At 62.4% G+C, this 26,558-nt stretch carries 27 protein-coding genes and 2 tRNA genes; 13 read left to right on the top strand and 16 right to left on the bottom strand.

Annotation, left to right across the window (positions count from 1 at the left end; all coding sequences use genetic code 11):
- Positions 1–497 precede the first annotated feature (497 nt).
- The 11 genes from HJ583_RS18410 to orn form a co-directional block, all read right to left on the bottom strand.
- A tRNA-Pro gene (locus HJ583_RS18410) sits at positions 498–574 on the bottom strand.
- Positions 575–634: 60 nt separating this feature from the next.
- On the bottom strand, positions 635–1,009 hold the full coding sequence (locus tag HJ583_RS18415) for a MerR family transcriptional regulator (protein ID WP_170023283.1): 375 nt from the start codon (positions 1,007–1,009) through the stop codon (positions 635–637).
- The gene (locus HJ583_RS18420) at positions 993–1,295 is read right to left on the bottom strand and encodes an integration host factor subunit alpha (protein ID WP_101944294.1); all 303 of its coding nucleotides are present in this window, start codon (positions 1,293–1,295) and stop codon (positions 993–995) included. The genes HJ583_RS18415 and HJ583_RS18420 overlap by 17 nt, the downstream gene beginning before the upstream one ends.
- A 19-nt stretch (positions 1,296–1,314) precedes the next feature.
- Positions 1,315–3,690 (bottom strand): phenylalanine--tRNA ligase subunit beta, encoded by a 2,376-nt coding sequence (gene pheT / locus HJ583_RS18425; RefSeq protein WP_170023284.1) that lies wholly within the window; start codon positions 3,688–3,690, stop codon positions 1,315–1,317.
- 5 nt (positions 3,691–3,695) lie between these two features.
- Positions 3,696–4,730 carry a phenylalanine--tRNA ligase subunit alpha gene (pheS, locus tag HJ583_RS18430; RefSeq protein ID WP_170023285.1) on the bottom strand — a complete coding sequence of 345 codons (1,035 nt, stop codon included), beginning with the start codon at positions 4,728–4,730 and terminating at the stop codon, positions 3,696–3,698.
- 93 nt (positions 4,731–4,823) lie between these two features.
- The gene (rplT, locus tag HJ583_RS18435; protein WP_101944211.1) at positions 4,824–5,183 is read right to left on the bottom strand and encodes a 50S ribosomal protein L20; all 360 of its coding nucleotides are present in this window, start codon (positions 5,181–5,183) and stop codon (positions 4,824–4,826) included.
- 19 nt (positions 5,184–5,202) lie between these two features.
- The gene (gene rpmI, locus HJ583_RS18440; protein ID WP_101944212.1) at positions 5,203–5,400 is read right to left on the bottom strand and encodes a 50S ribosomal protein L35; all 198 of its coding nucleotides are present in this window, start codon (positions 5,398–5,400) and stop codon (positions 5,203–5,205) included.
- 127 nt (positions 5,401–5,527) lie between these two features.
- On the bottom strand, positions 5,528–6,052 hold the full coding sequence (gene infC, locus HJ583_RS18445) for a translation initiation factor IF-3 (protein WP_170023352.1): 525 nt from the start codon (positions 6,050–6,052) through the stop codon (positions 5,528–5,530).
- A 28-nt stretch (positions 6,053–6,080) separates the two neighbouring features.
- Positions 6,081–7,997, bottom strand: coding sequence for a threonine--tRNA ligase (gene thrS, locus HJ583_RS18450; protein ID WP_170023286.1), 1,917 nt, complete (start codon positions 7,995–7,997; stop codon positions 6,081–6,083).
- A 162-nt stretch (positions 7,998–8,159) separates the two neighbouring features.
- Positions 8,160–8,236 (bottom strand) — tRNA-Val (locus HJ583_RS18455).
- 45 nt (positions 8,237–8,281) lie between these two features.
- Positions 8,282–8,833, bottom strand: a complete 552-nt coding sequence (gene orn / locus HJ583_RS18460) for an oligoribonuclease (RefSeq protein ID WP_170023287.1) — start codon at positions 8,831–8,833, stop codon at positions 8,282–8,284.
- A gap of 71 nt (positions 8,834–8,904) precedes the next feature.
- On the opposite strand from orn, the gene HJ583_RS18465 reads away from it, so the two are divergent.
- The 10 genes from HJ583_RS18465 (at position 8,905) to HJ583_RS18510 (ending at position 19,932) form a co-directional block, all read left to right on the top strand.
- Positions 8,905–10,155 carry a M48 family metallopeptidase gene (locus tag HJ583_RS18465; RefSeq protein WP_170023288.1) on the top strand — a complete coding sequence of 417 codons (1,251 nt, stop codon included), beginning with the start codon at positions 8,905–8,907 and terminating at the stop codon, positions 10,153–10,155.
- Positions 10,152–11,051: a ribosome small subunit-dependent GTPase A gene (rsgA, locus tag HJ583_RS18470; protein ID WP_170023289.1), complete on the top strand. Its 900-nt coding sequence runs from the start codon at positions 10,152–10,154 to the stop codon at positions 11,049–11,051. Before HJ583_RS18465 ends, rsgA begins: the two co-directional genes overlap by 4 nt.
- A gap of 80 nt (positions 11,052–11,131) precedes the next feature.
- Positions 11,132–12,028 (top strand): 5'-nucleotidase, encoded by an 897-nt coding sequence (locus tag HJ583_RS18475; RefSeq protein WP_170023290.1) that lies wholly within the window; start codon positions 11,132–11,134, stop codon positions 12,026–12,028.
- Between the two features lie 123 nt (positions 12,029–12,151).
- A complete protein-coding gene (locus tag HJ583_RS18480; protein WP_170023291.1) occupies positions 12,152–12,946 on the top strand; it encodes a BPSS1780 family membrane protein in 795 nt (264 codons plus the stop codon).
- A 45-nt stretch (positions 12,947–12,991) separates the two neighbouring features.
- Positions 12,992–13,678, top strand: a complete 687-nt coding sequence (locus HJ583_RS18485; RefSeq protein WP_170023292.1) for an RDD family protein — start codon at positions 12,992–12,994, stop codon at positions 13,676–13,678.
- Complete coding sequence (locus HJ583_RS18490) at positions 13,675–14,661, top strand: stage II sporulation protein M (protein ID WP_170023293.1); 987 nt, start codon at positions 13,675–13,677, stop codon at positions 14,659–14,661. Before HJ583_RS18485 ends, HJ583_RS18490 begins: the two co-directional genes overlap by 4 nt.
- On the top strand, positions 14,651–16,180 hold the full coding sequence (locus HJ583_RS18495; protein ID WP_170023294.1) for a DUF4129 domain-containing protein: 1,530 nt from the start codon (positions 14,651–14,653) through the stop codon (positions 16,178–16,180). The genes HJ583_RS18490 and HJ583_RS18495 overlap by 11 nt, the downstream gene beginning before the upstream one ends.
- On the top strand, positions 16,173–17,636 hold the full coding sequence (locus HJ583_RS18500; RefSeq protein ID WP_170023295.1) for a DUF4350 domain-containing protein: 1,464 nt from the start codon (positions 16,173–16,175) through the stop codon (positions 17,634–17,636). The genes HJ583_RS18495 and HJ583_RS18500 overlap by 8 nt, the downstream gene beginning before the upstream one ends.
- A complete protein-coding gene (locus HJ583_RS18505) occupies positions 17,633–18,604 on the top strand; it encodes an AAA family ATPase (protein WP_101944224.1) in 972 nt (323 codons plus the stop codon). Before HJ583_RS18500 ends, HJ583_RS18505 begins: the two co-directional genes overlap by 4 nt.
- Positions 18,601–19,932, top strand: a complete 1,332-nt coding sequence (locus HJ583_RS18510; RefSeq protein ID WP_170023296.1) for a DUF58 domain-containing protein — start codon at positions 18,601–18,603, stop codon at positions 19,930–19,932. Before HJ583_RS18505 ends, HJ583_RS18510 begins: the two co-directional genes overlap by 4 nt.
- Before the next feature lie 56 nt (positions 19,933–19,988).
- On the opposite strand, the gene HJ583_RS18515 is transcribed toward HJ583_RS18510, so the two are convergent.
- The 5 genes from HJ583_RS18515 to HJ583_RS18535 form a co-directional block, all read right to left on the bottom strand.
- Positions 19,989–20,900, bottom strand: coding sequence for an amino acid ABC transporter substrate-binding protein (locus HJ583_RS18515; RefSeq protein ID WP_170023297.1), 912 nt, complete (start codon positions 20,898–20,900; stop codon positions 19,989–19,991).
- A gap of 131 nt (positions 20,901–21,031) precedes the next feature.
- Entirely contained in the window at positions 21,032–21,886 is an 855-nt protein-coding gene (locus tag HJ583_RS18520) for a DUF4349 domain-containing protein (protein WP_170023298.1), read from the bottom strand.
- Between the two features lie 57 nt (positions 21,887–21,943).
- Positions 21,944–22,588, bottom strand: coding sequence for an HAD hydrolase-like protein (locus tag HJ583_RS18525; RefSeq protein ID WP_170023299.1), 645 nt, complete (start codon positions 22,586–22,588; stop codon positions 21,944–21,946).
- A 17-nt stretch (positions 22,589–22,605) separates the two neighbouring features.
- The gene (locus HJ583_RS19385; protein ID WP_170023300.1) at positions 22,606–23,400 is read right to left on the bottom strand and encodes a DUF2971 domain-containing protein; all 795 of its coding nucleotides are present in this window, start codon (positions 23,398–23,400) and stop codon (positions 22,606–22,608) included.
- 14 nt (positions 23,401–23,414) lie between these two features.
- On the bottom strand, positions 23,415–24,524 hold the full coding sequence (locus HJ583_RS18535; protein WP_170023301.1) for an AIR synthase-related protein: 1,110 nt from the start codon (positions 24,522–24,524) through the stop codon (positions 23,415–23,417).
- Between the two features lie 140 nt (positions 24,525–24,664).
- On the opposite strand from HJ583_RS18535, the gene hda reads away from it, so the two are divergent.
- From hda to HJ583_RS18550, 3 genes are all read left to right on the top strand, one after another.
- On the top strand, positions 24,665–25,378 hold the full coding sequence (hda, locus tag HJ583_RS18540) for a DnaA regulatory inactivator Hda (RefSeq protein ID WP_170023302.1): 714 nt from the start codon (positions 24,665–24,667) through the stop codon (positions 25,376–25,378).
- Positions 25,379–25,393: 15 nt separating this feature from the next.
- On the top strand, positions 25,394–26,104 hold the full coding sequence (locus HJ583_RS18545; RefSeq protein WP_170023303.1) for a histidinol-phosphatase: 711 nt from the start codon (positions 25,394–25,396) through the stop codon (positions 26,102–26,104).
- A 68-nt stretch (positions 26,105–26,172) separates the two neighbouring features.
- Positions 26,173–26,556 carry a DUF6394 family protein gene (locus tag HJ583_RS18550; RefSeq protein WP_170023304.1) on the top strand — a complete coding sequence of 128 codons (384 nt, stop codon included), beginning with the start codon at positions 26,173–26,175 and terminating at the stop codon, positions 26,554–26,556.
- The last annotated feature ends 2 nt before the right edge of the window (positions 26,557–26,558 follow it).

Consider the following 26,558-nt stretch of genomic DNA (forward strand, 5'->3'; position numbering starts at 1 on the left):
TCCAAGGAGGTTAGGCGGCCTGGTGACTGGATGCTTGCTCGCTTCTTGAATGGCTTGGGCCGCTGTCGATAGGCTCTCAGAGCATAAGGATGCGAGGGGAAGGCTGAGTACGGACAGTTCTATTTTTATTGAGTCAGGCCAACCGCCGCGGAGGCCGAGTAGTGCGAATGGCTCATCTGGCAGGTTTGAAAGCACTGTGGCCATTCCGATTGCCGGTTTGTCGCATGGGCGAATGCCCGCACCTAGCCGACAGCAGCCATTCTAGTCCGCGGGCATCAACGACCGCCAAGGCCGACAACCAGCGTCCGCCTCTACAACTTGAGCCGCAGGCCACGCCGTATTTCAAGCGTAACCCTTTCCACACCCACACCGGAAACGAGCCGTGATAGATCGACGGGCAGGCGCTCAAGCCTCCGTCAAACGGCAACCAGAAACGAAATTCTGGGATAGAAAGCAAAAAGCCCAATCCGAAGATTGGGCTAAGTGCTTGTTTCTGTTGGTCGGGGCGGCGGGATTCGAACTCGCGACCCCTTGCACCCCATGCAAGTGCGCTACCAGGCTGCGCTACGCCCCGACACAGAAGCGAGATTATAGCAGGAGAATCTAATCTTGCCAGCCTCCCAAGAGGCTTTTCTTACTCACGCAGGAGCGCAAGGATTGCTTGCAGTTCGCCACGCACCTGCGCGTTAGTTGCACGGCCACGCTCGACGATTTCGTCCGTCTCGCGGCGCAGGATCTGGTACTCCTCCAGGCGATTGCGCGCACCGCTGATGGTAAAACCTTCGCTGTAGAGCAACTCGCGAATACGGCGTACGAGAAGAACTTCGTGGCGCTGATAGTAGCGGCGATTGCCACGCCGCTTGACCGGCTTGAGCTGGGTGAACTCCTGCTCCCAGTAGCGCAGCACATGCGGCTTCACTCCGCACAGCTCACTCACCTCGCCAATGGTGAAGTACCGTTTGGCAGGGATAGGGGGAAGCTCTGTTAGCTCTTCAAGCTGATGGTCCATCGCTCAGTTGTTCAACTGCCGTCTTAAGTTTCTGGCTGGCATGGAAGGTCACTACCCGCCTTGCGGTAATGGGGATTTCCTCACCCGTCTTGGGATTGCGTCCAGGCCGCTGGGGCTTGTCACGTAGTTGGAAATTACCGAAGCCAGAAAGTTTCACTTCTTCGCCACGTTCAAGTGCGTTACGGATTTCTTCGAAGAAACCTTCAACCATGTCCTTGGCTTCACGCTTGTTGAGGCCAACACGATCAAAGAGAAGATCGGCGAGCTCGGCCTTGGTCAGCGTGATCCCGTTTGTCTTGCTTTCATCAGGCACGAAGCTGCCCCCCCAGCTCTCGCTCTGCGGCACTCACAAGAGCGCGCATGGCGTTATCGATTTCCGTCTCTTCCAGCGTGCGTTCAGTGTGCTGAAGCACCACACGCAGTGCAATGCTCTTGTGATCGGCGGCAACACCCTTGCCCGCATAGACATCAAATACATCTACCGTCCGGACAATTTCAATCGCAGCCGCGCGCAACACGCGCAACAGATCCGCGGCAGACACTTCCTGTTTGAGCACAATGGCCAAGTCGCGTAGCACAGCCGGGTGACGCAGCAGGTCTGCGTGTGCAGGAACGCCAACGGCCAAGGCTGCGGCGAGATCCAGCTCAAATACGACCGGAGCATTGCCCAATTCGTAGCTTTGTACCAGAGCCGGATGCAGCTCGCCCATGAAGCCTGTCACAGTCCCGTTCACTTTGATTTCTGCGGAACGCCCGGGATGCAGCGCAGGATGCTTGGCAGCAGCGAACTCCGCTTGCTCACCGAGAAGGCGCTCGACATCACGCTTCACATCGAAGAAATCAACCTTGCGTGCGGCCTGCCCCCATTGCTCGGGCGCCACCGCGCCCCAGGCCAGACCGGCCACGCGTAGCGGCTGGGCGGCCGGATCAAGCGGCGTTTCAGCCGCGTTGCCAGCAAAACAGCGGCCCACTTCGAACAGACGCACGCGGCTGGCGCGGCGCCGCTGATTCGCGGACAGCGCGCCGACCAGGCCGCCCAGCAGGCTGGAGCGCATCACGCTCATCTGGCTGGCGATCGGGTTGGCGAGCTTCACCGGATTGGTGTTGCCGGCAAAATCCTTTTCCCAGGCTGCATCGACGAAGGCGTAGGAAATCACTTCCTGATAGTCCTGCGCCGCCAGCCAGCGGCGCAGGCGATGCACCGGACGCAGGGTCTCGGTACTGGCCAGCATGTTGGCCGGGCCTTTCGGCGGCAGCGGCTGGATATTGTCGTAACCGTAAACGCGGGCAACCTCTTCGATCAGGTCTTCCTCGATGGCGATATCGAAGCGGTAGCTCGGCGGCGTCACCGCCAGCGCCTCGCCCTTTTGCTCGACCTGCATGCCGAGCAGGCGCAGCGAAGCCTCGATCTGCTCATCAGAGATATCAAAGCCCAGCACCTTGCGGGCGCGGGCAGGACGGAAGATCACCGGCAGGCGCTGCGGCAGCTTGTCCGCTACCACGGTCTCGATGACCGGCCCTGCCGAACCGCCGCAGATATCCAGAATCAGCTGGGTGGCGCGCGCCATGGCTTGCGGCGCGAGTTCGAAATCCACCCCACGCTCGAAGCGATGGGAGGCGTCCGACGAGAAATTCAATGCGCGGGCGCGACCGACGATGGCGTCCGGTTGGAAGAAGGCTGACTCCAGAAAAATCTCGGTCGTCTCGTCGCTCACGCCGCTGTCTTCGCCGCCCATCACGCCGGCCAGCGCCAGCGCGCGTGCTTCGTCGGCAATCAACAGCATATTGGCGGCTGGCTCGATTTCCTGGCCGTTCAGCAGGGTGAGTTTTTCACCCGCATTCGGCCAGCGCACATGGATCGCGCCTTGCAGCCTGGCGTTGTCGAAGGCATGCAGCGGCTGACCGAGCTCCAGCATCACGTAGTTGGTGATGTCCACGGCAGCGCTGATCGAGCGCACGCCGCAGCGGGCCAAGCGGGCCTTCATCCAGTCCGGCGTCGCAGCCTTGGCATTCACGCCGGTGATCACTCGCCCCAGATAACGCGGGCAGCCTTCCGGTGCATCCAGCACCACGGCCCGCTGCTGCGCATGGGCAACTTCAACGCTGCGCGGCGCGGTGATCTGGGCAGGGGTTCCGGTCAGCGCCGACAGCTCGCGGGCGACGCCAGCGAGGCTCAGGCAGTCAGCGCGATTCGGCGTGAGCTTGATGGTGATTTTCTTGTCATCCAGAGCCAGATACTCGCGGATGTTCGTGCCGACCGGTGCATCGTCCGGCAGCACCAGCAGGCCGTCGTGATCCTGGCTCATGCCCAGCTCATCGGCCGAGCACATCATGCCGAAGGACTCCATGCCGCGCAGCTTGGCCGGCTTGATCTCGAAGCCCGGCAGTTTGGCGCCCACCATGGCGCACGGGGCCTTCATGCCTTCAACCACATTGGGCGCACCGCACACGATCTGCAGCGGCTCGCCCTGCCCCACATCCACGCGGCACACGCGCAGCTTGTCGGCATTCGGATGCTTTTCGAAGCTGACGATCTGGCCCACTACCACGCCGGTAAAGGGCGGCGCGACGGCCTCGACCTCTTCCACTTCGAGGCCGGCCATAGTCAGCAGATGACACAGCGCTTCAGAATCAAGCGCCGGATTACACAGGCTACGCAGCCATTGTTCGGAAAACTGCATGTCGATCAGTCCTGGAATTGAGCGAGGAAGCGCAAGTCGTTCTCGAAGAACAGACGCAGGTCATTCACGCCGTAGCGCAGCATGGTGAGTCGATCCAGCCCCATGCCGAAAGCAAAGCCGGTATAGCGGCTGGCATCGATACCGCCATTCTTCAGCACATTCGGATGCACCATGCCGCAGCCGGCGATTTCCAGCCAGCGCCCCTTGTTCGGGCCACTCATGAAGGCAAAATCGATCTCGGCGGAAGGCTCGGTAAACGGGAAGAAGGAGGGGCGGAAGCGCACCTGCAGCTCGTCGGTTTCGAAGAAACGCTGCAAGAAATCAATGATCACGCCCTTGAGACCGGCAAAGGAAACCTCCTCGCCCACCCACAGGCCTTCGACCTGATGGAACATCGGCGAGTGCGTGGCATCGGAATCCACACGATAAACGCGGCCCGGCGCAATGATGCGCAGCTCGGGCATGCTCTCGGCGTCCTTGAATTTCGCTGCGTGCGCCTGCATGGCGCGGATCTGCACCGGGCTGGTATGCGTGCGCAGCAGCACATCCTTGGCACCTTCGATGTAGAAGGTGTCGTGCATCGAACGCGCGGGATGGTTATCCGGCGTGTTCAGCGCGGTGAAGTTGAACCAGTCTTCCTCGATTTCGGGGCCATCGGCCACTTCGAAACCGATGGAACGGAACAGAGTTTCGAAGCGCTCCTGGGTGCGCACAACAGGGTGCAGACCACCGCGCCCCATACCACGCCCGGGCAGGGTCACGTCCAGCGCCTCGGCGGCGAGCTGGGCTTCGAGCTGAGCCATGCGCAGAGCCTCACGGCGGGCTTCAAGCGCCTGCTCGATGGCACTCTTGCAACGGTTGATCTCAGCCCCGGCGCTCTTGCGCGCCTCCGGATCCAGCTTGCCAAGTCCCTTGAGCAGCTCGGTCAGGCTGCCACTCTTGCCAAGATAGATCGCCTTGGCCTGCTCCAGTGCATTCATGTCGGCTGCGGCGGCGAAGGCGGCTGCAGCGTCCTTGAGCAATTGATCGAGGTGTTCCACGTCAATACCCGCAATTCTGGTTCGCGGCCTGCTCGGAGCAGGCCAGAAAAGAAAAAAGGAGGCTTACGCCTCCTTTTTTTACTCCCGGACAGCTCAGGCGCCGAGCTGTGCCTTGGCCTGATTGGCCAGCGCCGCAAAAGCGGGCTTGTCAAACACAGCCAGATCAGCCAGCACCTTGCGGTCGACTTCGATCGCAGCCTTCTTCAGGCCGTTCATGAAGCGGCTGTAAGTCAGACCGACTTCGCGGGCAGCCGCGTTGATACGGGCGATCCACAGTGCACGGAACTGACGCTTGCGCTGACGACGGTCACGGTAAGCGTACTGACCGGCCTTCATCACCGCTTCTTTGGCGATACGATATACGTTCTTGCGACGGCCGCGGTAACCCTTGGCTTTGTCGAGGACTTTCTTGTGACGGGCGCGAGCCGTTACACCACGTTTAACGCGAGGCATGTTTTATCTCCTTCCTGAATCAAGCGTAAGGCATCATTGCGTGGATGCGTGCGGTATCGGTGTCATGAACACCGGTCATGCCGCGCAGCTGACGCTTTGCCTTGGTGGTTTTCTTGGTCAGGATGTGGCGCTTGAACGCCTGGCCGCGCTTGACGCTGCCACCCGCACGAACCTTGAAGCGCTTGGCAGCGCCGCTCTTGGTTTTCATCTTGGGCATTTGATACTCCAACGATTTTAGATATGACCCCCGGTGGCTCCGCCTGGAGCGCTTCAACTACCGGAACATCACTTGTTTTGCAGCAATCAGCCGGTGCTCTGGCCAGGGCTGCTGCGCCCCTTCAAACTCAAATTTTCTTCTTCGGCGCAATCACCATGATCAGTTGGCGACCTTCCAGCTTCGGAAACTGCTCAACCACAATGGTGTCGCCCAGATCCGCCTTGATCCGCTCAAGCTGGCGAATACCGAATTCCTGGTGAGCCATTTCACGGCCGCGGTAACGCAGGGTTACCTTGACCTTGTCGCCCTCTTCCAGGAAGCGGACCATGTTACGCATCTTGATCTGGTAGTCATTCTCGTCCGTTGCCGGGCGCAGCTTGACTTCCTTGACCTGGATCTGCTTCTGCTTCTGCTTGGCTTCGTGAGCCCGCTTCTGCTCCTGGTACTTGAACTTGCCGTAATCCATCAAACGGCAGACCGGGGGCTTTGCCTGGGGGGCGATTTCAACCAGATCGACCTCGGCTTCTTCAGCCATGGCCAGCGCCTGATGAGTCGGAACAACACCAAGTTGTTCGCCTTCTTCACCTACCAGCCGCACCTCGGGAACACCGATTTCCCGGTTGATGCGATGCGAGTTCTTTTCCTGAGCTATGGCAGAAACCTCCTAGAAAAACAAAAAATCAAGCCTCGGCGCCACGGCTTTCCAGCTCGTGTTGCCAACGCTCAGCCAATTCCGTGATGGACATTTGCCCCAGATCCTGACCGCCCCGGACGCGCACTGCGACCTTGCCGGCTTCTTTTTCCTTGTCGCCTACGACAAGCAGGTAGGGTAGCTTTTGCAAGCTATGTTCGCGGATTTTATAGGTAATTTTCTCGTTCCGCAAATCCGATTCGACACGAAAGCCCTTGGCGCGCAACTCTGCCACAACTTCTTGCACGTAATCGGCCTGCCCTTCGGAGATGTTCATCACCACCGCATGAGTCGGCGCCAACCACAAAGGGAAGGCGCCGCCATGATTTTCGATCAGGATGCCAAGGAAACGCTCAAGCGACCCAAGGATCGCGCGGTGCAGCATCACAGGACGGTGGCGGGCGTTGTCTTCAGCAACGTATTCGGCACCAAGGCGCTCGGGCAGCACGAAATCCAGCTGAATCGTGCCGCACTGCCAGGAGCGCCCCAGCGCATCCTTGATGTGATACTCGACCTTGGGGCCATAGAAGGCGCCTTCGCCCGGCAATTCCTCCCACTCCTTGCCGGAAGCCTTGAGCGCCGCGCGCAGACCGTCTTCAGCCTTATCCCAAGTAGCATCGGAACCGGCACGTTTTTCAGGACGCAAAGCCAGTTTCACAGCCACATTATTGAAGCCGAAATCCTTGTACACACTCATCAGCAGCGCGTCGAAATCGGTTGCCTCGGACTCGATCTGATCTTCTGTACAGAAGATATGTGCATCATCCTGCACGAAGCCGCGCACGCGCATCAGGCCATGCAGCGCGCCAGACGGCTCGTTGCGGTGACAGGAACCAAACTCAGCCAGGCGCAGTGGCAAGTCGCGGTAGGAACGCAGGCCGTGGTTGAAAATCTGCACATGACCCGGACAGTTCATCGGCTTCACCGCGTAGTCGCGCTTTTCCGACTCGGTGGTAAACATGTTGTCGCGGTAGTTTTCCCAGTGACCGGACTTCTCCCACAAGGTGCGATCCATCACCATCGGCGTACGCACTTCCTGATAGCCCGCAGCATTCAGACGTGCGCGCATGTACTGCTCGACTGCCTGCCACAGAGTCCAGCCCTTCGGATGCCAGAACACCATACCTGGCGCCTCATCCTGCAGATGGAAGAGATCAAGCTGCTTGCCAACACGGCGATGGTCGCGCTTTTCCGCTTCTTCCAACATGTGCAGATAGGCTTCCAGCTCTTCCTTCTTGGCCCAGGCCGTACCGTAGATACGCTGCAACTGCTCATTCTTGGCGTCACCGCGCCAGTAAGCGCCCGCCACTTTCATAAGCTTGAAGAACTTGAGCTTGCCGGTAGAAGGCACATGCGGGCCGCGGCACAAGTCGATGAAATCACCTTCTCGGTACAAGGAAATGGTCTGACCTGCCGGGATCGCAGCAATCAGCTCGGCCTTGTACTTTTCGCCCAGCCCAAGGAAGAATTTGACCGCCTCATCACGATCCCACTCTTCCCGGCTGATGCCGATATCCTTCTTGGCCAGCTCAGCCATGCGTTTTTCGATGGCAAGCAGATCTTCCGGCGTAAAAGGGCGGGAGTAGGCAAAGTCGTAATAGAAACCATGTTCGACCACCGGACCGATAGTGACCTGGGCTTCCGGGAACAGCTCTTTCACTGCATAGGCCAACAGGTGGGCCGTGGAGTGGCGGATAACTTCGAGACCATCCGCATCCTTCTCGGTCACGATCGCCAGCTTTGCGTCAGCAGCCATCACATGCGAGGTATCGACCAACTGGCCATCAACCTTGCCAGCCAGCGCAGCCTTGGCCAGACCAGCGCCAATCGAGGCCGCAACCTGGGCAACCGAAACCGGTGCCTCAAAACTGCGGACGGAACCATCAGGGAGGGTGATATTCGGCATTGTCTGGCCTCAAGCAATCGAAAATGCGGGCAAAAAAAAAGTGCGGGCTTAGCCGCACTTTTTCAATTTTCTACCAAATCGGGGACGCGCGGCGGTGAGCGCTTAAAAAGCAATCATCACCGTGCGAGTTCGAAACATTTTTAATCCCCGCTTCAGGAATTTTGGTAGGCGCGATTGGACTCGAACCAACGACCCCCACCATGTCAAGGTGGTGCTCTAACCAGCTGAGCTACGCGCCTGAAGAGCTGCGCATTATAGAGATTTTTTTTCGACTGTCAAAGACTTCAGGCGGGAAGTCGCAAGAAATTTTCGCGGTAGTAGCGCAGTTCCTCGATGGACTCACGGATATCGGCCAGCGCGGTATGCGCTTCGCTCTTCTTCACGCCTGCAGCCAGCGCCGGATGCCAGCGCCGCGCCAGCTCCTTGAGGGTGCTGACATCGATATTGCGGTAGTGGAAGTAAGCCTCCAGCGCAGGCATATAGCGCGCCATGAAGCGGCGATCCTGGCCGATAGTGTTGCCACACATCGGCGTCGTGCGTTTCGGCACGTATTGCGCCATCCACTCAAGATAGAGTGCTTCGGCTGCAGCCTCATCCGTCGTGGAAGCCTTCACGCGCTCAATCAGGCCGGACTTGCCATGGGTGTTCTTGTTCCAGTCGTCCATAGCGTCCAGCACTGCTGCTGATTGATGCACAACCACCACCGGGCTTTCGGCGATCACATTGAGATTCACGTCGGTCACGATCATGGCGATCTCGATGATGCGGTCACGGTCCGGCTCCAGCCCGGTCATCTCCATGTCCAGCCAGACAAGGTTGTTCTGATCCTGTGCCATATAATCCTCCAGCGCTTGCAAAGCCCGGATTCTCGCATGTACGAGCCTTTTCACCTTAGCCGCAGACCCTCATGACCGCTTCCACGCTGACCGCCCTGTTCCTGCTGGCCCTCTTTCTTTCCAGCGGTATCCGCCTGTGGCTCTCGCTGCGCCAGGCACGGCATGTCGCCGCCCATCGCGCCGCCGTGCCGGCCGAGTTTGCGGCCAGCATCGAGCTGGCGGCCCACCAGAAAGCGGCGGACTACACACTTGCCAAGGGCCGCTTCGGTCGCATCGAGCTGGCGCTGGGGCTGGTCTGGGTATTGGCCCTGACCCTGGGCGGTGGCCTGCAGCTCATGCACGACCTGCTTGCGCAATGGTTTGAGCCAAGCACGCTGTGGCACGGGCTCGCACTCTTCGGTTTGCTGTCCGTGGCGGGCTTCGTCTGGGAGCTGCCGGGCTCGCTGTATTACACCTTCGTGCTCGAGGCACGTTTCGGCTTCAATAAAACCACCGTCAAGACCCTCATTCTCGATACGCTCAAGAGCAGCCTGCTGGCCGTGTTGATCGGCGGACCTTTGCTGTGGTGCGTGCTGTGGCTGATGCGCAGCATGGGGGCGAACTGGTGGCTGTGGACCTGGGGCGTGCTGATCGCTTTCAATCTGGCGGCGATGGTGATCTATCCGCTTTTCATTGCACCGTTGTTCAACAAGTTCGAGCCACTCAAGGACGAAGCCTTGGCTGCCCGCATCAACTTGCTGCTGGCCCGCTGCGGCTTCCAAAGCAAGGGCCTGTTCGTGATGGATGGCTCCAAGCGCAGTGCTCACGGCAATGCCTACTTCACCGGCTTCGGAGCGGCCAAGCGCATCGTGTTCTTCGATACCCTGCTCGCCACACTCACGCCTGAAGAAGTCGAAGCCGTGTTGGCCCACGAACTGGGTCACTTCAAGCATCGCCACATTGCCCAGCGCGTGGCACTGTTCGCCGTGCTTTCACTGGCCTTTTTCGCGCTGCTGGGCTGGCTGGCGCAGCAACCAGCCTTCTTTGCCGGACTGGGCGTCGAGGCACACAGCGAAGCGCTGACCCTGATCCTGTTCTCGCTAATCCTTGGCCCCTTCACTTTCCCGCTCACTCCCATGATGAGCTTCTGGTCGCGCAAACATGAGTTCGAGGCCGATGCCTATGCCATGGCCCATGCCCAGGCGGGGGATCTGGTCTCGGCACTGGTGAAACTGTATCGAGACAACGCCGCCACTCTCACACCGGACCCGCTCCATTCGCTGTTCTACGACTCGCACCCGCCTGCCACGATCCGCATCGGGCGCCTGAAAGCGGCGGCATGAGCGCGCGCCAGATCGGCACGGTCATCGCCGCCTTCGGGCGCCAGTACGCGGTGCGCCTCGCAGACGGCAGCCAGCTGCTGTGCGTGCCGCGCGCCAAAAAGAGCGAAGTCGCCTGCGGTGATCGCGTGGAGCTGGCCATGGCCAGTGCAGATCAGGGCGTGATCGAAAAGATCAGCGAACGCGCCAGCCTTTTCTACCGCGCCGACCAGTGGAAAGAGAAGCTCATCGCGGCCAATGTGAGCCAGGTCGTCGTCGTCGTAGCCACCGAGCCCGGCTTCTCGGACGAGCTGATCACACGCTGCCTGGTGGCCGCCGATGCGCAGGACATCCCGGCCCTGATCGTGCTCAACAAGTGCGACATCACCGCCGGCCTCGAATCGGCGCGCCGCCAGCTCGAAACCTTCGTCAAGGCAGGCCACGACGTGCTGGAGCTTTCCGCCAAGGGTGATGTGGAAGCGCTGCGCGCCAGGCTCGCCGGGCATGTCAGCTTGCTGGTCGGGCAGTCCGGCATGGGCAAATCCACGATCACCAATGCGCTGATTCCGGAAGCCGATGCGCGCACCCGAGAGATCTCGGCCGTGCTCGATTCAGGTAAACACACCACCACTCACGCCCGCCTCTACCCTCTGCCCGGCGGCGGTGAGCTGATCGACAGCCCCGGCCTGCAAAGCTTCGGCCTCGCCCATCTGACGAAGAATGAAATCGAGTGCGGCTTCCTGGAAATCCGCGCCCTGCTCGGCACCTGCCGCTTCCGCGACTGCAGCCACATCAAGGAGCCGGACTGCGCGATCCGCGCCGCGCGGGATGGCGGCCAGTTCAACGAACGCCGCTATGCCACTCTGCTGCAGATCCTCGACGAGCACGAGGTGGCGCGCAAACACAATCTGGAACATTGATTGGTCGGTGTGACTTCAGTCGCACAAACCACCTGTGCGGCCGACTGAAGTCGGCCCTACGAACGACAAGGAGCCCGCACATGCCATTCGATCTTTCCGACAAGCTGGTTATCGGCCTTTCCTCCCGGGCCCTGTTCGATCTTGAGAGCGAAAACGCGCTCTACGAGAAGCAAGGTGTAACGGCCTATTCCGACTATCAGCGTGCTCACGAAGATCAGGTGCTCTCCCCTGGCACGGCCTTCCCGCTGGTGAAAGCCCTGCTGGGCCTGAATGAACTGGTGTCAGGCAAGCAGTTCGTTGAAGTGGTGCTGATGTCACGCAATACCGCGGACACCGGCATGCGCGTATTCAACAGCATCGAGCACTACCAGTTGCCGATCACCCGCGCAGCCTTTTCCGGCGGCGAGCCGATCGTCTCCTACCTGCAGCCCTTCAAGGTCGATCTCTTTCTCTCCAAGTCCCAGGATGACGTGCAGAGTGCCGTGAATGCCGGCCTGGCCGCCGCCACGCTCTACGCCCCGCCCACCGCCAACGCCGCGCGGCAGGAACAGATCCGCATCGCGTTTGACGGCGATGCAGTCCTGTTCTCGCCCGAATCCGAATTCATCTACAAGGAAAAAGGACTGGACGCCTTTTACGCCCATGAACAAGCCCACCGTTTCGACTCGATGCGCGAAGGTCCCTTCGCCAAACTGCTGATCCTGCTCGCCAAGCTGCAGAAGCAGTTCCCGGCCGAACGCTGCCCGGTGCGCATCGCCATCGTCACCGCGCGTGCCAGCCCGGCCCACGCCCGCGTGGTACACACCCTGCGTGCCTGGGGGGTGACCGTGGACGAAGCCTTCTTCCTCGGCGGCGTGACCAAGCACGAAGTACTCGCAGCATTTGGCGCACATATCTTCTTCGACGATCAGGATGTGCATCTGGCGAGCGCTGCACCGCTGGTGCCCAGCGCCAAGGTACCCTATCGCCAGGCCTGAAGCGGCACCAGCCGGATGTCGTAAAGACATGACATCCGGCTCGACAGAACTTGCGGCCGGCATGTACCTGCGGCATGCTGCCCGGCGATACACAACACCCACAACAGATCAGGGAGCGCTTTCATGCAAACACAGGGCAATAACCCGTACGCACCGCCGGCTGCAATCGTTGAAGATGAACAGAACTGGCAGCAGGACGGTCAGTACATCCCCGGCGGCCGTACGGTCAGCGCGGGTCGCGGTGTGTCCTGGTTCGGCATGGGCTGGGAGTTTTTCAAGCAGAGCCCGCTGGGCTGGATCGTGCTGCTGATCGTTTTCGGCGTACTGTGGATGGTGGTGTCGATGATCCCGCTGGTGAACCTGCTGGCCATCGTGCTCTTCCCGGTACTCAACGGTGGCGTGATGATTGCCTGTGAAAACCAGCGCCGGAACGGCTCCCTCGCCATCGGTGACCTGTTCGCCGGCTTCCAGCAGAAGTTCGGCCCGCTGGCCATCCTCGGGCTGATTTCCTTCGGCGTCATGCTGGTCAGCATGATCCCGGTCATCGCCATCATGGGCTTTGGTTTTGCATCGGCCCTGATGGGTGGCCAACAGATCGACCCCTCAATGATCATGGGCATGATGGGCTCTTTCGGTCTCGCCATGCTGCTGATGGTTGTGGTCTCGATGCTGATGTACTCGGCCCTGTGGTTTGCACCGGCGCTGATTACCCTGCAAAACCTGTCTCCCGTAGAGGCGATCAAGGCCAGCTTTGCCGGCTGCTGGAAGAACTTCCTCGCCGGTCTGGTGTATTTCATCACCGCCACCATCCTGATGATTCTCGGTGCCATCCCGCTCGGGCTGGGCCTGCTGGTCGTGCTGCCGATGCTCATGGTGTCGATCTACGCCGGCTACCGCGACATTTTCATCGAAGAGTAATTCTCTCTCCTTCACGGTGGCACTCACGGGTGCCACCGTCTGCCCATGCTCGACACCCTGCGTCACGTCACCACCCCGGAACTCATCGAACTGCAGTTGCGCCCGGCGGGCCTCCTGCCGCGCAGCCTTGCCTGGACGATAGACTTCCTGATCCGCATGGCCCTGCTGCTGTGCCTGATTCCGCTGACCAGCGGCCTCGGGCGTGCCGGCGGCGGGCTATGGCTGCTCGCCTACTTCCTGCTGGACTGGTTTTACCCGGTCTTCTTCGAGGTCTGGCGCCAGGGAGCTACCCCTGGCAAGAAAGCACTAGGCCTCATGGTGGTGAATGACAATGGCACGCCCGTGGGCTGGGGGGCGTCGTTTTCGCGCAACCTGCTGCGCGTGGCCGACATGCTGCCCATGGCTTACGGCTGCGGCCTTGTCACGATGCTGTGCCATCAGGAATTTCGCCGCCTTGGCGATATCGTGGCCGGCACCCTGGTGGTCTATCGCGAGAAACCGGTGGCCCTGCCTGCCCTCGAAAAAACTGCCGCCATCGCGCCTACCGAGCCGCTCGACCGGGCGACCCAACGCGCCTTGCTGGCCTTTGCCGAGCGCGCCGCAAGCCTCACCCCGGCGCGCCAGGAAGAACTGGCCAGCCTGTTGCCCCAGCTCTCGCAAGGCAGCTATGGCCCGCAGGGCGCGGCGCGCCTGCTTGGCCTGGCGAGTCATCTGATTGGGCGGCGCACATGAAGCAGGACACTTTCGAACTGCATCATCGCCAGGACTGGGCGGCCTTCGAAACCTGGCTGACGTATGCCGCACTACCGCTGCGGCAACGCAATGCACAGCAACCGCCCTTTCCGGCCCACGAGCTGCCACAGCGCTACCGCCACCTGTGCCAGCAACTCGCCCTGGCACGGGACCGCGACTACAGCCTATCGCTGGTCGAGCGCCTGCACGCCCTGGTCCAGCAAGGGCATGACCTGCTCTACGGTGCGCAAGGCAATCTGGGGCAACGCGTCTGGCGCTACGCGGCCGGAGGTTTTGCGCGTGATGTGCGCCGTGAGCGCTGGTGGGTGCTGGCGGCAGCCCTGCTGCTGTTCGGCCCCCAGCTGACGATGATGCTGGCGGTGCACCTGAAGCCGGATCTGGCTTACCTGATTCTGGATCCACAGCAACTCAGCCAGATCGAGCACATGTACAGCCACGAGGTGAAGAACCTCGGCCAAGTGGCGCGCGAGGCCTCAACCGATTTCCAGATGTTCGGTTTCTACATCTTCAACAACGTGAGTATCGCCTTCCGCTGCTTCGCCGGTGGCATCAGCGCCGGACTGCTGACGATCTTTGCTCTGGTGCACAACGGTCTGTTCTTCGGCGTGATCGAGATGCGCCTGATTCAGGCCGGGCTGGCGGAGAACTTCCATTCCTTCGTGATCGGCCACAGCGGCTTCGAGATGGGGGCGATCGTGCTCTCCGGCGCGGCCGGCCTGCGCCTGGGTTTCGCGGTGCTGGCACCGGGCCAGCGCACCCGCAGCGCCGCCCTCGCCCACACCGCCCGCAGCCTCATCGGCATGGTCTGCGGGCTGGCAGTGATGCTGGTGATCGCAGCCCTGATCGAAGCCTTCTGGTCTCCTTTGCGCCTGGCCTTCCCGATCAAGCTCGGTGTGGGCAGCCTGCTGATCCTCACCCCCTTGTTGTACTTCCTTTTTGCCGGGAGGCGTGATGGATCTTGAACGCCTGTCGGTCACCCTGCGGCCGCGCAATCACTGGGAGGCCATCGATCTGGGCGTGCGCTTCGCGCTGAGCCGCGCCCGCCCGCTGTATGCCGCCTGGTTCGCGCTGACCCTGCCGGTGCTGGCTGTGCTGACGCTGATCTTTGCCTTGTGGCTGGGCGAGATCTCCTGGGTATTGCTGATCATGTGGTGGCTCAAGCCGGTCTTTGATCGGCTCGCCCTGCATGTGGTGAGCCACGCCGTGTTCGGCGAAATTCCGAGCCTGCGCCAGAGTCTGCGCGCCTTGCCGGGCCTGCTGCGCAACTCGCGCCTGCTGGCCGCCCTCACCTGGGAGCGTTTCAGCCTGACGCGCAGCATCCGGCTGCCGGTGGATCAGCTTGAAGGCCTGCGCGGCAAGGCCGGGCGCCAGCGCAAGAGCCTGCTCGGCCGGCGCATCGGCAGCGCCGCCACCTGGCATACGCTGGCCTGGCTGCATCTGGAAACCATCCTGTGGACCGGCCTGCTGGGCCTTGTCTGGTTGCTGATCCCTGAAGACCTGATGCCGGCCGGGGTGACGCTGTGGAAACTCCTCACGGCGCAACCTCTATGGTTCTCCTGCCTGCTCTACCTGCCGCTGCTGGCCTGCAGCCTGCTGCTGGAACCGCTCTATGTGGCGGGCGGCTTCATGCTCTATCTCAAGCGCCGCACCGATCTGGAAGCCTGGGATGTCGAGCTGCAGTTCCGCCGCCTGGCCCAGAGCCACACCGCGCGCAGTGGCCTTGCCTCGGTATGCATCGCGATCCTGCTCGGCCTGTTGCTCGGCGTGGCAACGCCGAGCCCGGCCGAGGCGGCCGACAGCGCCAGCCTGCGTGAAACGCAGATCAGCCAGTCCGGCGAAACCATCAAGCAGGTGATGCAGGACCCGGCCTTCGGCAAGGAAGAAACGGAACGCCGCCTGCACTGGCGCAGCAGCGATGAACCCAAAAACAAGGATGCCTTCAAGCTGCCGGACGGGCTACGTGGACTCTTCCAGGGACTGGAGAGCTTTTTTGAGTGGATCGGCAAAGCCATGGCCATGCTCGGGCGCATCGGCAGCTGGCTACTGATCCTGGCGGCTCTGGGGCTGCTGCTGTATCTGGCCAGTCGCTTCGGTTGGCTCAGAAACAGCGGGGACGCCAAGGCGCCGCCCGCCGAACTCGCCGGTTTCGATATCCGCCCGCAGTCCCTGCCGGACGATCTGGCCAGCGCCGCACACGCCCTGCTCGCCGCAGGCGATGCGCGAGGAGCCCTAAGCCTGCTCTTCCGCGGAAGCCTGTCGCGGCTCGCCCATCGCGAGCAAGTCGCCTTCGCCCGCGGCGACACCGAGGGCGACTGCCTCGACCGCACCCGTCAGCAAGCCTCCGCCCGCGCGCCTTATCTGGCCCGCCTGCTCGGCTGCTGGCAGCGCCTGGCCTACGCCCATCAGGTCATTCCGCCGGCCGAGATCGAAGCCCTGTGTCAGGACTGGCGCAAGCACTTCGAGGAGGTTTCGCGTGGATAAGCGCCGCCTCCTCACCGCCCTGCTCGCCCTGTGTGCGCTGGCATTTGCCGGCTGGTACGTGACCGAGCATCTTGAATGGCGCGAAGAGAAATCGCGCAGCGGCTACTCGCCAGAAGCACGCACCAACACCTGGCATGCCGGCCGGCTCCTGCTGGGCCGCCTGGGCTATGCGGCGGACTTCGCCAGCACCGAACGGGCGCTCGACCAGCTCGCTCCGCAAGGCACCCTGATGCTCTCCGGCATGGATCGTTTCGCCGACCCGGAACTGCGCACCAGACTGCTTGACTGGGTGAAACGGGGCGGCCACCTCGTACTGCCGCTCAGCACCGAAGACAAGGATCGCGAGCTCCTGCGCGAATTGCAGATCGACATTCGCGGCGGCCTGCAGACCGGCGGAGAGCTGATCGGCGCGATGAGTGAGAAATTCGGCGTGGATATCGATCTGATTGGCCGGCGCAAACTCAGCGCCGAGGGTCACGCCGCGCAGCTTGTGCTCCACGATGCGCCGGTTTTCCGCGCCGGCCTCTTCGCAAAGCGCCCCGGCGAATGGCAGGCCAGCCTGCGTGGAAGCCTGTCCGGAGACGAAAACCAGCCGGACGTGTTCGAACCGCTCAGCGAGGACGAGCAGGAGCTTCCGCCTGCCCACAACGACAGCTGCCCCAATCCACAGCCGGCCGCGCCCGCTGAAGCCGATAGCGAAGCGGCGCCAGGGGAGTCTCGCAGCGAGCTGATTCCGCTGGCCGACAGCGAGCCCGTGCCACCGGAAGCAGCCGCTCCGGCAAGCGAGGAGGACACGCCAGATGCCGCCGAGGAAGACGAGCACGCCCACATTGAAACCCTCGCCCTGTATTCACGCTTCCGCCTCGGTGAAGGCATGGTCACCGTCGGCAGCTTCGCACCCTTCGCCAACGAGCGCATCGAGAAGTTTGATCACGCCGCCTTCTTTGTGCGTCTGCTGACCCTGCCGACCGAGCCGCGCCCGGTACTGATGCTGGTGCTGCCACCTTACCCGGGCCTCTTCAGCTGGCTCATTGATCACGCACCCGAGGCCTTGCTGGTTGCCACCCTGTTGCTGCTGGCCGCCTTGCGCCGGGTGATGCCGCGCTTCGGCCCCTTGCTGCCGGATGCGCCGCCGCAGCGCCCGGGCCTGCGCGAGCACCTTGCCGCCAGCGGTCATTTCCTGCTCCGCCAGCACTGCTACGAAGCCCTGCTCGCCCCGCTGCGCGAAGCCGTACTGCGCCAGCTCGACGGGCTGCAGCATCGCCACCCCGAAATCGAGGGCCGCGAGCAACTCGGCGAACACCTTTCCGGCATCAAGGCCGCCGACATCCAGCGCGCCCTGAGCCCAGACCCTGCCAACGCGCATGAATTCCTGCGCCGCGCCCGCATCCTTGCCACGCTGCGCCAGCAATGCCGCCTGCTGCAACGCCCATCCCTTCCCGGAGCCGAACCATGAGCCTGCCCACCACGCCGCTTGAAGCCACCGAACTCGCCCGCGCCCTGCGCCAGGAACTCGGCCGCGTCTTCGTCGGCCAGAGCGCCGTCGTCGAACACACCCTCTGCGCGCTGGTCGCCGGCGGCCACATCCTGCTCGAGGGCGTGCCCGGTCTCGGCAAGACCCTGCTGGTCAAGGCACTCGCCAAGACCTTCGGCGGCCAGTTCTCGCGCATCCAGTTCACGCCCGATCTGATGCCCGCCGACGTCACCGGCCACACCCTGTTCGATACGCGCAGCAGCCAGTTCGTGATCCGCCGCGGCCCGGTCTTCGCCAATCTGGTGCTGGCCGACGAAATCAACCGCGCGCCGGCCAAGACTCAGGCCGCCCTGCTCGAAGTAATGCAGGAAGCCCAGGTCACCATCGAAGGCAAGACGCTGCCGCTGCCACCGCCCTTCCTGGTGCTCGCCACCCAGAACCCGATCGAGCAGGAAGGCACCTACGCCCTGCCCGAAGCGCAGCTCGACCGCTTCCTGCTCAAGGTGCTGATCGACTATCCGAGCCTGGATGAAGAGCGTGCGCTGGTTGCCGCTTCCTGCACCGGCCGCACCGGCGACAAGCTGGAAGTCGAAGCCGTGCAGCAGGTTGCTACACCGGAGCAACTCATCGCCATGCAGCAAATCGCCGCTGGCCTGCGCATCGACGAGGCTGTGCTGGACTATGCAGTACGCATCGTGCGCAACACCCGCGAATGGAGCGGAATCGCCATCGGCGCCGGCCCGCGCGGCGCGATTGCGCTGGTGCGTGCGGCCCGTGCCTCGGCCCTGCTCGCCGGGCGCGAATTCGTCACCCCGGATGATGTGAAGCGTGTTGCCCTGCCGGCCCTGCGTCACCGCATCAGCCTGGTGCCGGAAGCCGAGATCGAAGGCCTGTCGATCGACAGCGTGCTCACCAGCCTGCTCGCCCGCACCGACGCTCCACGCGCATGATGCTGCCCGCCAAGGCCCTGCTTGCGGCCCTCGCCGCCTGGCTCGTACTGGCCATTGCCAGTGCCATCGAACCCGCCCTGCAGCCGCTCGATAACGCTGCGGGGGTAGCGCTATTGCTGTGGGCGGCGGTGGACTGGCTGCGCGCGCGCAGCGAAGCCCTGCCTGCCGCCCAGCGCGTGGTGAATGCCACACTCGCCGTCGGCGAGTGGGCACAGGTGGAACTGCGCTTTCACTGGGCACACCGCGTGCCAGCCGAGCTCAGCGTGTTCGATCACCATCCCGCCAGCTTTCAGCAGGAAGGGCTGCCCGCAGCCGTTCGCACCGCCGGCAATAACGCTCAAGCCCTGCGCTACCGGGTACGCCCGCAGGCCCGCGGCGATCACGCCTTCGGCCACATCGAACTGCGCATCCGCTCGCCCTGGGCGGCCTGGTTGAGGCAAGTACAGGTCGCCGAAGCGCAGGAAGTGCGCGTCTATCCCAACTTTGCACCGCTGGCCCGCCACGCACTGCGCGCGGTGGATTACCGCAATGCGCGCTTCGGCCTGCAGCAAAGGCAGCGGCGTGGGCAGGGGATGGATTTCTCGCAGCTGCGCGAATATCGCGAAGGCGACTCGATGCGCCAGATCGACTGGAAAGCCACCACGCGCATGGGCAAGATGATTTCGCGTGAATATCAGGATGAGCGCGACCAGCGCATCCTCCTGCTGGTCGATTGCGGTCGGCGCATGGGCGCCAGGGAACGCGATCCCGGGCGAACCTCGGGGAGTGATCTCTCGCACTTCGATCACGCCCTGGACACGGTGCTGATGCTTGCCTATGTGGCGCTCTCGCACGGCGACCGCGTTGGCCTGATGACCCTCGGCGGCCCTGAACGCTACCTGCCGGTGCAGCACTCGGCCGCCACCGTCAGCCGCATCCTGCGCGAGACCTACGATCTGCAACCCACGCTGCAGGTCAGCGATTTCGAACGCGCGGCCCAACAACTGCTGCTGCGTGAGCGCAAACGCGCGCTGGTGGTATTGATGACCAATCTGCGCGATGAAGATGATCAGGGCCTGCTGGCTGCCGTGCGCCTGCTCAGCAGCCGCCATCTGGTGCTGGTTGCCAGCCTGCGCGAAGCAGCCCTCGATGCGGCGCAGGACGAAGGCATCCAGGATGCCTTCGATGCCGCCCGCGTCACCGCCGCGGTGGACTACGCGCGGCGCCGTGAAGCCACGCTGCGCCGGCTACGCGCGGAAGGCGTACTGTGTCTGGACGTAAAGCCTGAAGATCTGGCGATCGAAACCGTGAACCGCTATCTGGCGGTCAAGGCGGCCAACCGGCTGTAACAGCCGGTCTCCGCCCAGAAGCTTATTACGACCTTACTGCGAGACCGGAGCAGCTCTCAGAGCATGTAACCCAGGCCCAGTGCTGTCGCCCGGCTGTTGCAAGGCCTTCTGAAGCAATCCGCCAGCATCAGCGAAACCGGCGTGTTCAGCTTGGACGTCTTGAACCAGCGCTCGTAAATCGAACTGATCTCACCCGAGGCATAGAGATTCGCGAGGGTCTTGTCGACCACGGCCTTGAAAGCCGGATCTTCCTTCCGGACCATCAGGGTCATCGGCTCGATGGAGAGCGGCTTCGTGCTGATCGCGTACTGACCCGGCTGGGCGCTGCTCTGACGCATGCCTTCGAGCAGAATGTCCAGCTGGGCCACCGCCGCCACGGTGCCGGCCTCCAGCGCCTTCATCGCATCCTGGTTCTTGCTGAAAACCACCAGCTTCATGGACTTGAGCGTGTCATCGCGCAACTGGTTGAAGAGCTTCTCGGCCGTGGTGCCCTTGACGATGCCGACCGCCTGACTGTTGAGCTGGGTGTAATCGCTCAAACCTGCGGACTGCTTGCTCATGAAGCGCGTACCAGCGATAAAGTGGGCGTAGGAAAAATCCACATCCTTGGCACGCGTCTGGGTGTTCACTGTCGTGCCGCACTCGATGTCTGCGACACCATCGCGCACCTTGGCCAGACGGTCAGCCGCCGTCACCACGACATATTGCACACGCAGCTCGGAGAGCTTCAGTTCCTTCCTGATCTGCTCGGCAACTTTCTGGCACAGATCGATCGAGTAGCCCGACGCCACGCCCTGGCTATAGCCCGCGAAAGGCAGGTTGTCTTCGCGGACGCCGATGTTGAGCACCTTGCTCTTGCTGATCTTCTCCAGCGTCTGGGCGTGTGCCCCACTCTGCAGACCACAGGCCACGGCCAACACCACCGCCCAAGAGAATGTTTTCTGCCACTTCAGGCCGTACTGTGCCATCACCTGCTCCGTAAGTTTTAACGTCGAACGATCTGAATCCTCTCACAGATCTTTTCCGCCAAAACGACAACAAATGTGGCATCGGATGGATGGACAGACGGCCCTGCGCGGCACCTCAACGCCAAGCCGGGCTAGGATTTCGGACCCGACTTGCGCGCCCGCCACAAGCGCCGCCCGCCCCACAACACGGCAGCTCCGACTGCGAACCAGGGCAAACCACCCACCAGAAAATACATCAGCATCGCAAGACTCTCGGCAAAAGTGCTGCCCAGCCGGCGCCAGGCCTCGCGCAGCGGCTCCCAGCTACCGGGCTGGCTCAGCGAGGCCGGTGCGCGGAACTGGATATCGAAGCTGACTTTCTCGGTGACCGCCAGCGTGGCGCGCATCTGCCCTTCCAGCGAATCGATCTCGCCCTGAACCCGGGCCAGCTCGCGCTCGACTTCCAGCAGATCGCGCACCTTGTCGACTCGCCCGGCCAGCAGCCCGCGCAAGCGATCGCGCAAGGCTTTCTGGTTGGCCAGGCGTGCCTGCCGATCAACCACCTCATTGGTGCGATCGTTCTGGCTCATCTCATGCTGTGCCAACTTGCCCAAGCCCCGCAGGGTCGCCAGCAATTCCCCCGCCCGCCCCGGCACGATGCGCAGTGCAAGATTTGCGCTGGCCATGTCACCGCGCTGGTTCGCGATTCCCGCCGCCACCACCTCACAGGCCGGCAACTGGCAGGCCTCCAGCTGTGCGCGCCAGAGGGCTTCGAGCCGATCCTCCGCCACTTCGATCACCACGTTGTGGCGCAACTCGATATGGCGCGGCACGCTGGCGGGCTGGCCGGCATCGGTCTGAGGCGCCTCCAGCTTGCGTGCCATCTCGACGGCCGGCGCAGCCGCCAGCATCGGCGCAGCCGCCATCTCTTCCTTCCGGCCGCAGGCAGCCAGCACCAGCACCAGCACCAGCAGCACACAGATCCCGCTCACCAGCTTGCGCATCATGGTTTCTCTCCGAAAAAACGCTCGTAGCACTTCAACGGGCGAACACCCGTCTGCGGGTTAGCCTGCCAGCGCGGGATAAATTTCAGCGGGCTGACTGAATAGATAACGCGGCGCCCCGGCAGCCAGCTCGGCATGCGAGCCAAAGCCCCACAGCACGCCCGCAGCGGCCAGGCCGCTGCGATGCGCGGCGTCGATATCCACCTCGCGGTCGCCCACCATCAGGCTGGCCCGGCTCACGATGCCGTCGGCCACCAGCGCGGCGATCTGCTCCCACTTGTGGATGTCCACGTCGCCACCACTGACGAAGTAGAAGTGCTGGCGCAGGCCGAAGAGATCGAGGATGCGCTCGGCGAAATCGGCCCGCTTCGAGGTGCATAAGCCCATCGGAATGCCGGCCGCATCGATGGCCGCCAGCGCCTCGGGGATGCCCGCGTAAAGCGTGTTCTCGGCGTAACCCACATCACCATAGCGCTCGCGATACTTGTCGATCAGCTCACGCACATGCGCGTCGGAATCCGTGCCGGTCAGCTCGCGGAAGCTGTATTTCAAGGGCGGCCCCACGCAGAAACGCAGATCGTCGAGCGCCCGCTCGGGATAGCCGAAGTGCGCCAGCGCGTAATTGATCGAACGACCGATACCCTGCAGCGGATCGCTGAGGGTGCCGTCGAGGTCGAAGAGGATGAAGTCGTGGGTCGCAGCCACTGTTCGTATCTCCCGAGTCAGCACGACACAAGATTAAATTTAAATTGTCCATCATCGAGTTCGACTTTACGGAATGAACAAGACAAGCCAGCGTCTTTCACCCAAGTCCGAACGTCATTTTGCTTTTCCGAATCGCAATCCAATCCGAAGACAACGCCAGTCAAAGTTTCGACCGGAGCGATATGCAAACCCGGGCCTGTCATTTGGCCATCAAGGCCTAGCTTAGCTAAGGCGCTTCCGTCGTTATTGACGTAGGAAACTATTCGCCACTCTTTTTCGTAATCCCAATACGTGGCTTTTGTACATGCCACAGTTCGGTGGATGTCCAGATAGCTCTGGTTCGCCGTGTCAACGAAGGGATACGTGTCTTGATACACGACCTCCCAAGCAAGCTGAAAAAGCCACTTTGATGTTTCAAACTCAAGACATACGCCTCGGTGCGTATCGGCGTAATGCGCCCACATCAAGGGAGAATCAGGCAACTCAGAGAGCGAAAGAAGTCCAACCCCCTCCATCTGACCTCGCTGCAAACGAGGCATGCGCTTCATTTGCGCAGCCAACTGCAATCTCTTGGCTGGTTTTGCGTCGGGGCGGGCTCTCTTTACCAACGCCCCAAGATGGGCTCGGGTGTTAGCCCCCTTCGGCGAAAATCCAGCAAGAGGGCGGCACTCGAACGGATCATTTAGTTGCCGTGGCGAAGGAAAGTAATGCTCACCATGAAGAATGATCCGTTGAACGATGGGTTCTTTGGTTACTGGATCAAGGCTGTCTAGCGACCGATACCGATAAAGTCGTGGAGGAACGCGCTTCACGACTATCTCCTGAATCAAGCCCGCAGATGCAGCTCATCGGCCGCGTAAGTCAGATTCAGCGGTTCGATCACGACCTGCTTCGGGCCGGCTTCGACGCGGCCGGCGACCCAGGCTTTCACGCCCAGACCGTTCGCGATACGCGCAACCTCTTCGGCCTGCTCAGCGGCGACGTAGAAGGCGAAACCGGCGCCCATGTTGAGGCTGCCGTAGGCTTCGCGGTCGTCAATGCCGGCGTGCTCCTGCATGAAGGCCAGCACCGGCGGCACGTCCGGCAGGGTGTGGATGCGATAAGTGAAGTTGCCGGGGTGACGCATGATCTTGCGCCAGCCGTGGCCGGTGATGTTGGCCGAGTAGTGCGGCACGATGCCGGCCGCAAACAGGGCTTCGGTCACCGGCACATAGAGCGTGGTCGGGTCCAGCAGGGCTTCGCCGTAGAGGCGGCCGTCCGAGAGCTTGGAGGCATAGCCTTCAGGCAGGCGCTCGACCAGCTTGCGCGCGAGGCTCACGCCGTTGGCGTGAATGCCCGAGGAGGCCAGCAGCACGATGGCGTCGCCATCCTGCATCTTGTCGCCCAGCGTCAGGCGCTCACGCGAAGGGATGATGCCGACCGAGGAGGCCGCCAGATCGATGCGACCGGCTTCCACCACACCGGCCAGCGCCGGGGTTTCGCCGCCGCCCCAACTGACCTTGCACACGTCGCAGGCCTTCTGCCAGCCCAGCACCAGGTCGCGCATGCGCTGCTCGTCGGCAAACCATTCGCTGCCGCCAGCGGACCAGTAGGCGTGGATCGAGAGCGGCGTGGCGCCCACGGTGATCAGGTCGTTCACCGCCATGGCGATGGTGTCCTGCGCGATCGAGTCGTAATGCGTCTTGCCGGTGATCGGGCGCACGGCGTCCGCCACCAGGGCCTTGGTGCCGAGACATTCGGTGATCGAGGCGATCAGGGTGCCGCCGATGTCCATCACATAGGCCGACTCGCCGCGCGAGGCGAGAATTTCGGAGACCCCGTGGCCGGCCAGATTGCCGGCAGTGGCGCTGGCAGCTTTCTGGGCAAGGATCTTGAGCGGATCGATCTTGCTGTAATCCACGCCAGCGGCGGTGTAGTCGAGAGGGGTCTGGGCCATGATGGGGAACTCGGTCAAGCGGGAAAGGCCGGCATTTTACCTGCTCGGGCGGCTCGGCGCCCGTCGGATCTGCAGGCGGATGTGCTGTGAGAGGGCGCCGACAGGTAAAATCCCGCCCTCACCCACCGCAGCTGCCCCTCATGTCCGCCCTCCCCAGCCCTTATCCGACGCATCAGCTCACGCTCGACGTGCGCCCCCGCGTGCCGGCGACGCTGGAGAATTTCGTGGCGGGCGATAACGAGGCCCTACTGCTGGCCTTGCGCCGCCAGCTCGGCGCGCGCGACGGCAGCTGGTTCTATCTGTGGGGTGCCGCCGGCTCCGGACGCAGCCATCTGCTGCAGGCGGCGGTAGCCGAATCAGCGGCGGCCGGCCGGCCCGCTTGCTATCTCGATGCCACGCAGGGCGACACGCTGCAGATGGAAGATGGCCTGCTGGCAGCGCTCGACGATGTCGACCAGCTTGATGCCGACGGCCAGGCCGCCCTGTTCCGCGCCCTGATCCAGGCCCGCGAAGCACAAGGCTCGCTGATCCTCGCCGGCAAGCTGCCGCCCCAGCACCTCGCCCTGCGCGAAGATGTACGCACCCGCATTGGCCAAGCCCTGATCTTCGAGATCCAGCCGCTGGACGACGACGCCAAGGGGGCGCTGCTGATGCAGCACGCCATGGCGCGCGGCATGCTGCTGCCGGCGGACGTCATCGAATACCTGCTGCGCCATGGCCGCCGTGACACGCACTGGCTGATGGAAGTGCTCGACGCGCTCGACGATGCGTCGCTCTCGCAGTCCCGCCCGCTTACCCTGCCGCTCTTGCGCGAAGTGCTGCGCGAGGACTGCGAACCCGAACTCCCCTTCTGATAAAGCTGAAACACCATGAACCTCGCTCTCTTTGATCTCGACAACACCCTGCTCGACGGCGACTCCGACCACGCCTGGGGCCAGTTCCTGTGCGACAAGGGCGTTGTCGACCCGGTGGAATTCAAGGCTCGTAACGACGCTTTCTACGAGCAGTACAAAGCCGGCACCCTGAACATCGACGAATTCCTCGACTTCGTGCTCGCTCCGCTGGCCCGCCACTCGCGCGAGGAGCTGATGAAACTGCATGACGAGTTCATGAACGACGTGGCCTTCGGCATGATCAACGAGATGGGCAAGCAACTGGTGAACTGGCACCTGGCGCAGGGTGACCTGTGCGCTGTCGTGACCGCCACCAATGCCTTCGTCACCGAACGCATCGTGCGCTACTACTTCCATGTGCCGCACCTGATCGCCACCGTACCGGCCCTGGAAAATGGCCGCTTCACCGGCAAGGCGCGCGGCACGCCGGCCTTCCGCGAAGGCAAAATTACCCGCGTGAATGCCTGGCTGGAATCGATGGCGCTGGATCTTTCCTGCTTCGAAAAGAGCTGGTTCTACAGCGATTCGGCCAATGACATTCCGCTGCTCGAGCAGGTCAGCGATCCGGTGGCCGTCGATCCCTGCATCGCCCTGCGTCTGCGTGCCGAAACCCTCGGCTGGCCGATCATCAGCCTGCGCGAAAAGAGTCAGGACGGCGCCGGCAGCGGCATCATTCTGCAAGCCTGATCGGGCAATCCCTTGTCTGCCCGCACAGTGCACTGGCAGGATGCGGGCAGCACATTGGAGACTCCGCCATGAACCTCGAAAAAGTCATCTTCGGCTTCTTCATCATCCTCGCCTGTACGCTGAACTTCGGCTTCTTCATCGGCGACATCGACCGGCCCGAGCTCCACCATGCTTCCGAGCTCTTCGCCGCCATCGTGGTGAACCTGATCGCCACGGTGCTGAAATTCGGTGACCGCACCCACATCGGCGCCACCCACCTCGCCACCAGCCTCGTCGCGATGCTGCAACTGCTGGCGGGCAGCTTCGTGTGGATGTGGCAACTGCATATCGTGGGTCAGCCGATGGATGGCCACACCATCTCGATCGTGGTCTCGCTCTCGGGTGGAGCCCTGCTGGCCAATCTCATCTCGGTGATCCTGCTGATCGGCGAGACCCTGCGCCAAAGCCGCTGAGC

This window comes from Uliginosibacterium aquaticum (genome assembly GCF_012972705.2).
GTDB lineage: Bacteria > Pseudomonadota > Gammaproteobacteria > Burkholderiales > Rhodocyclaceae > Uliginosibacterium > Uliginosibacterium aquaticum.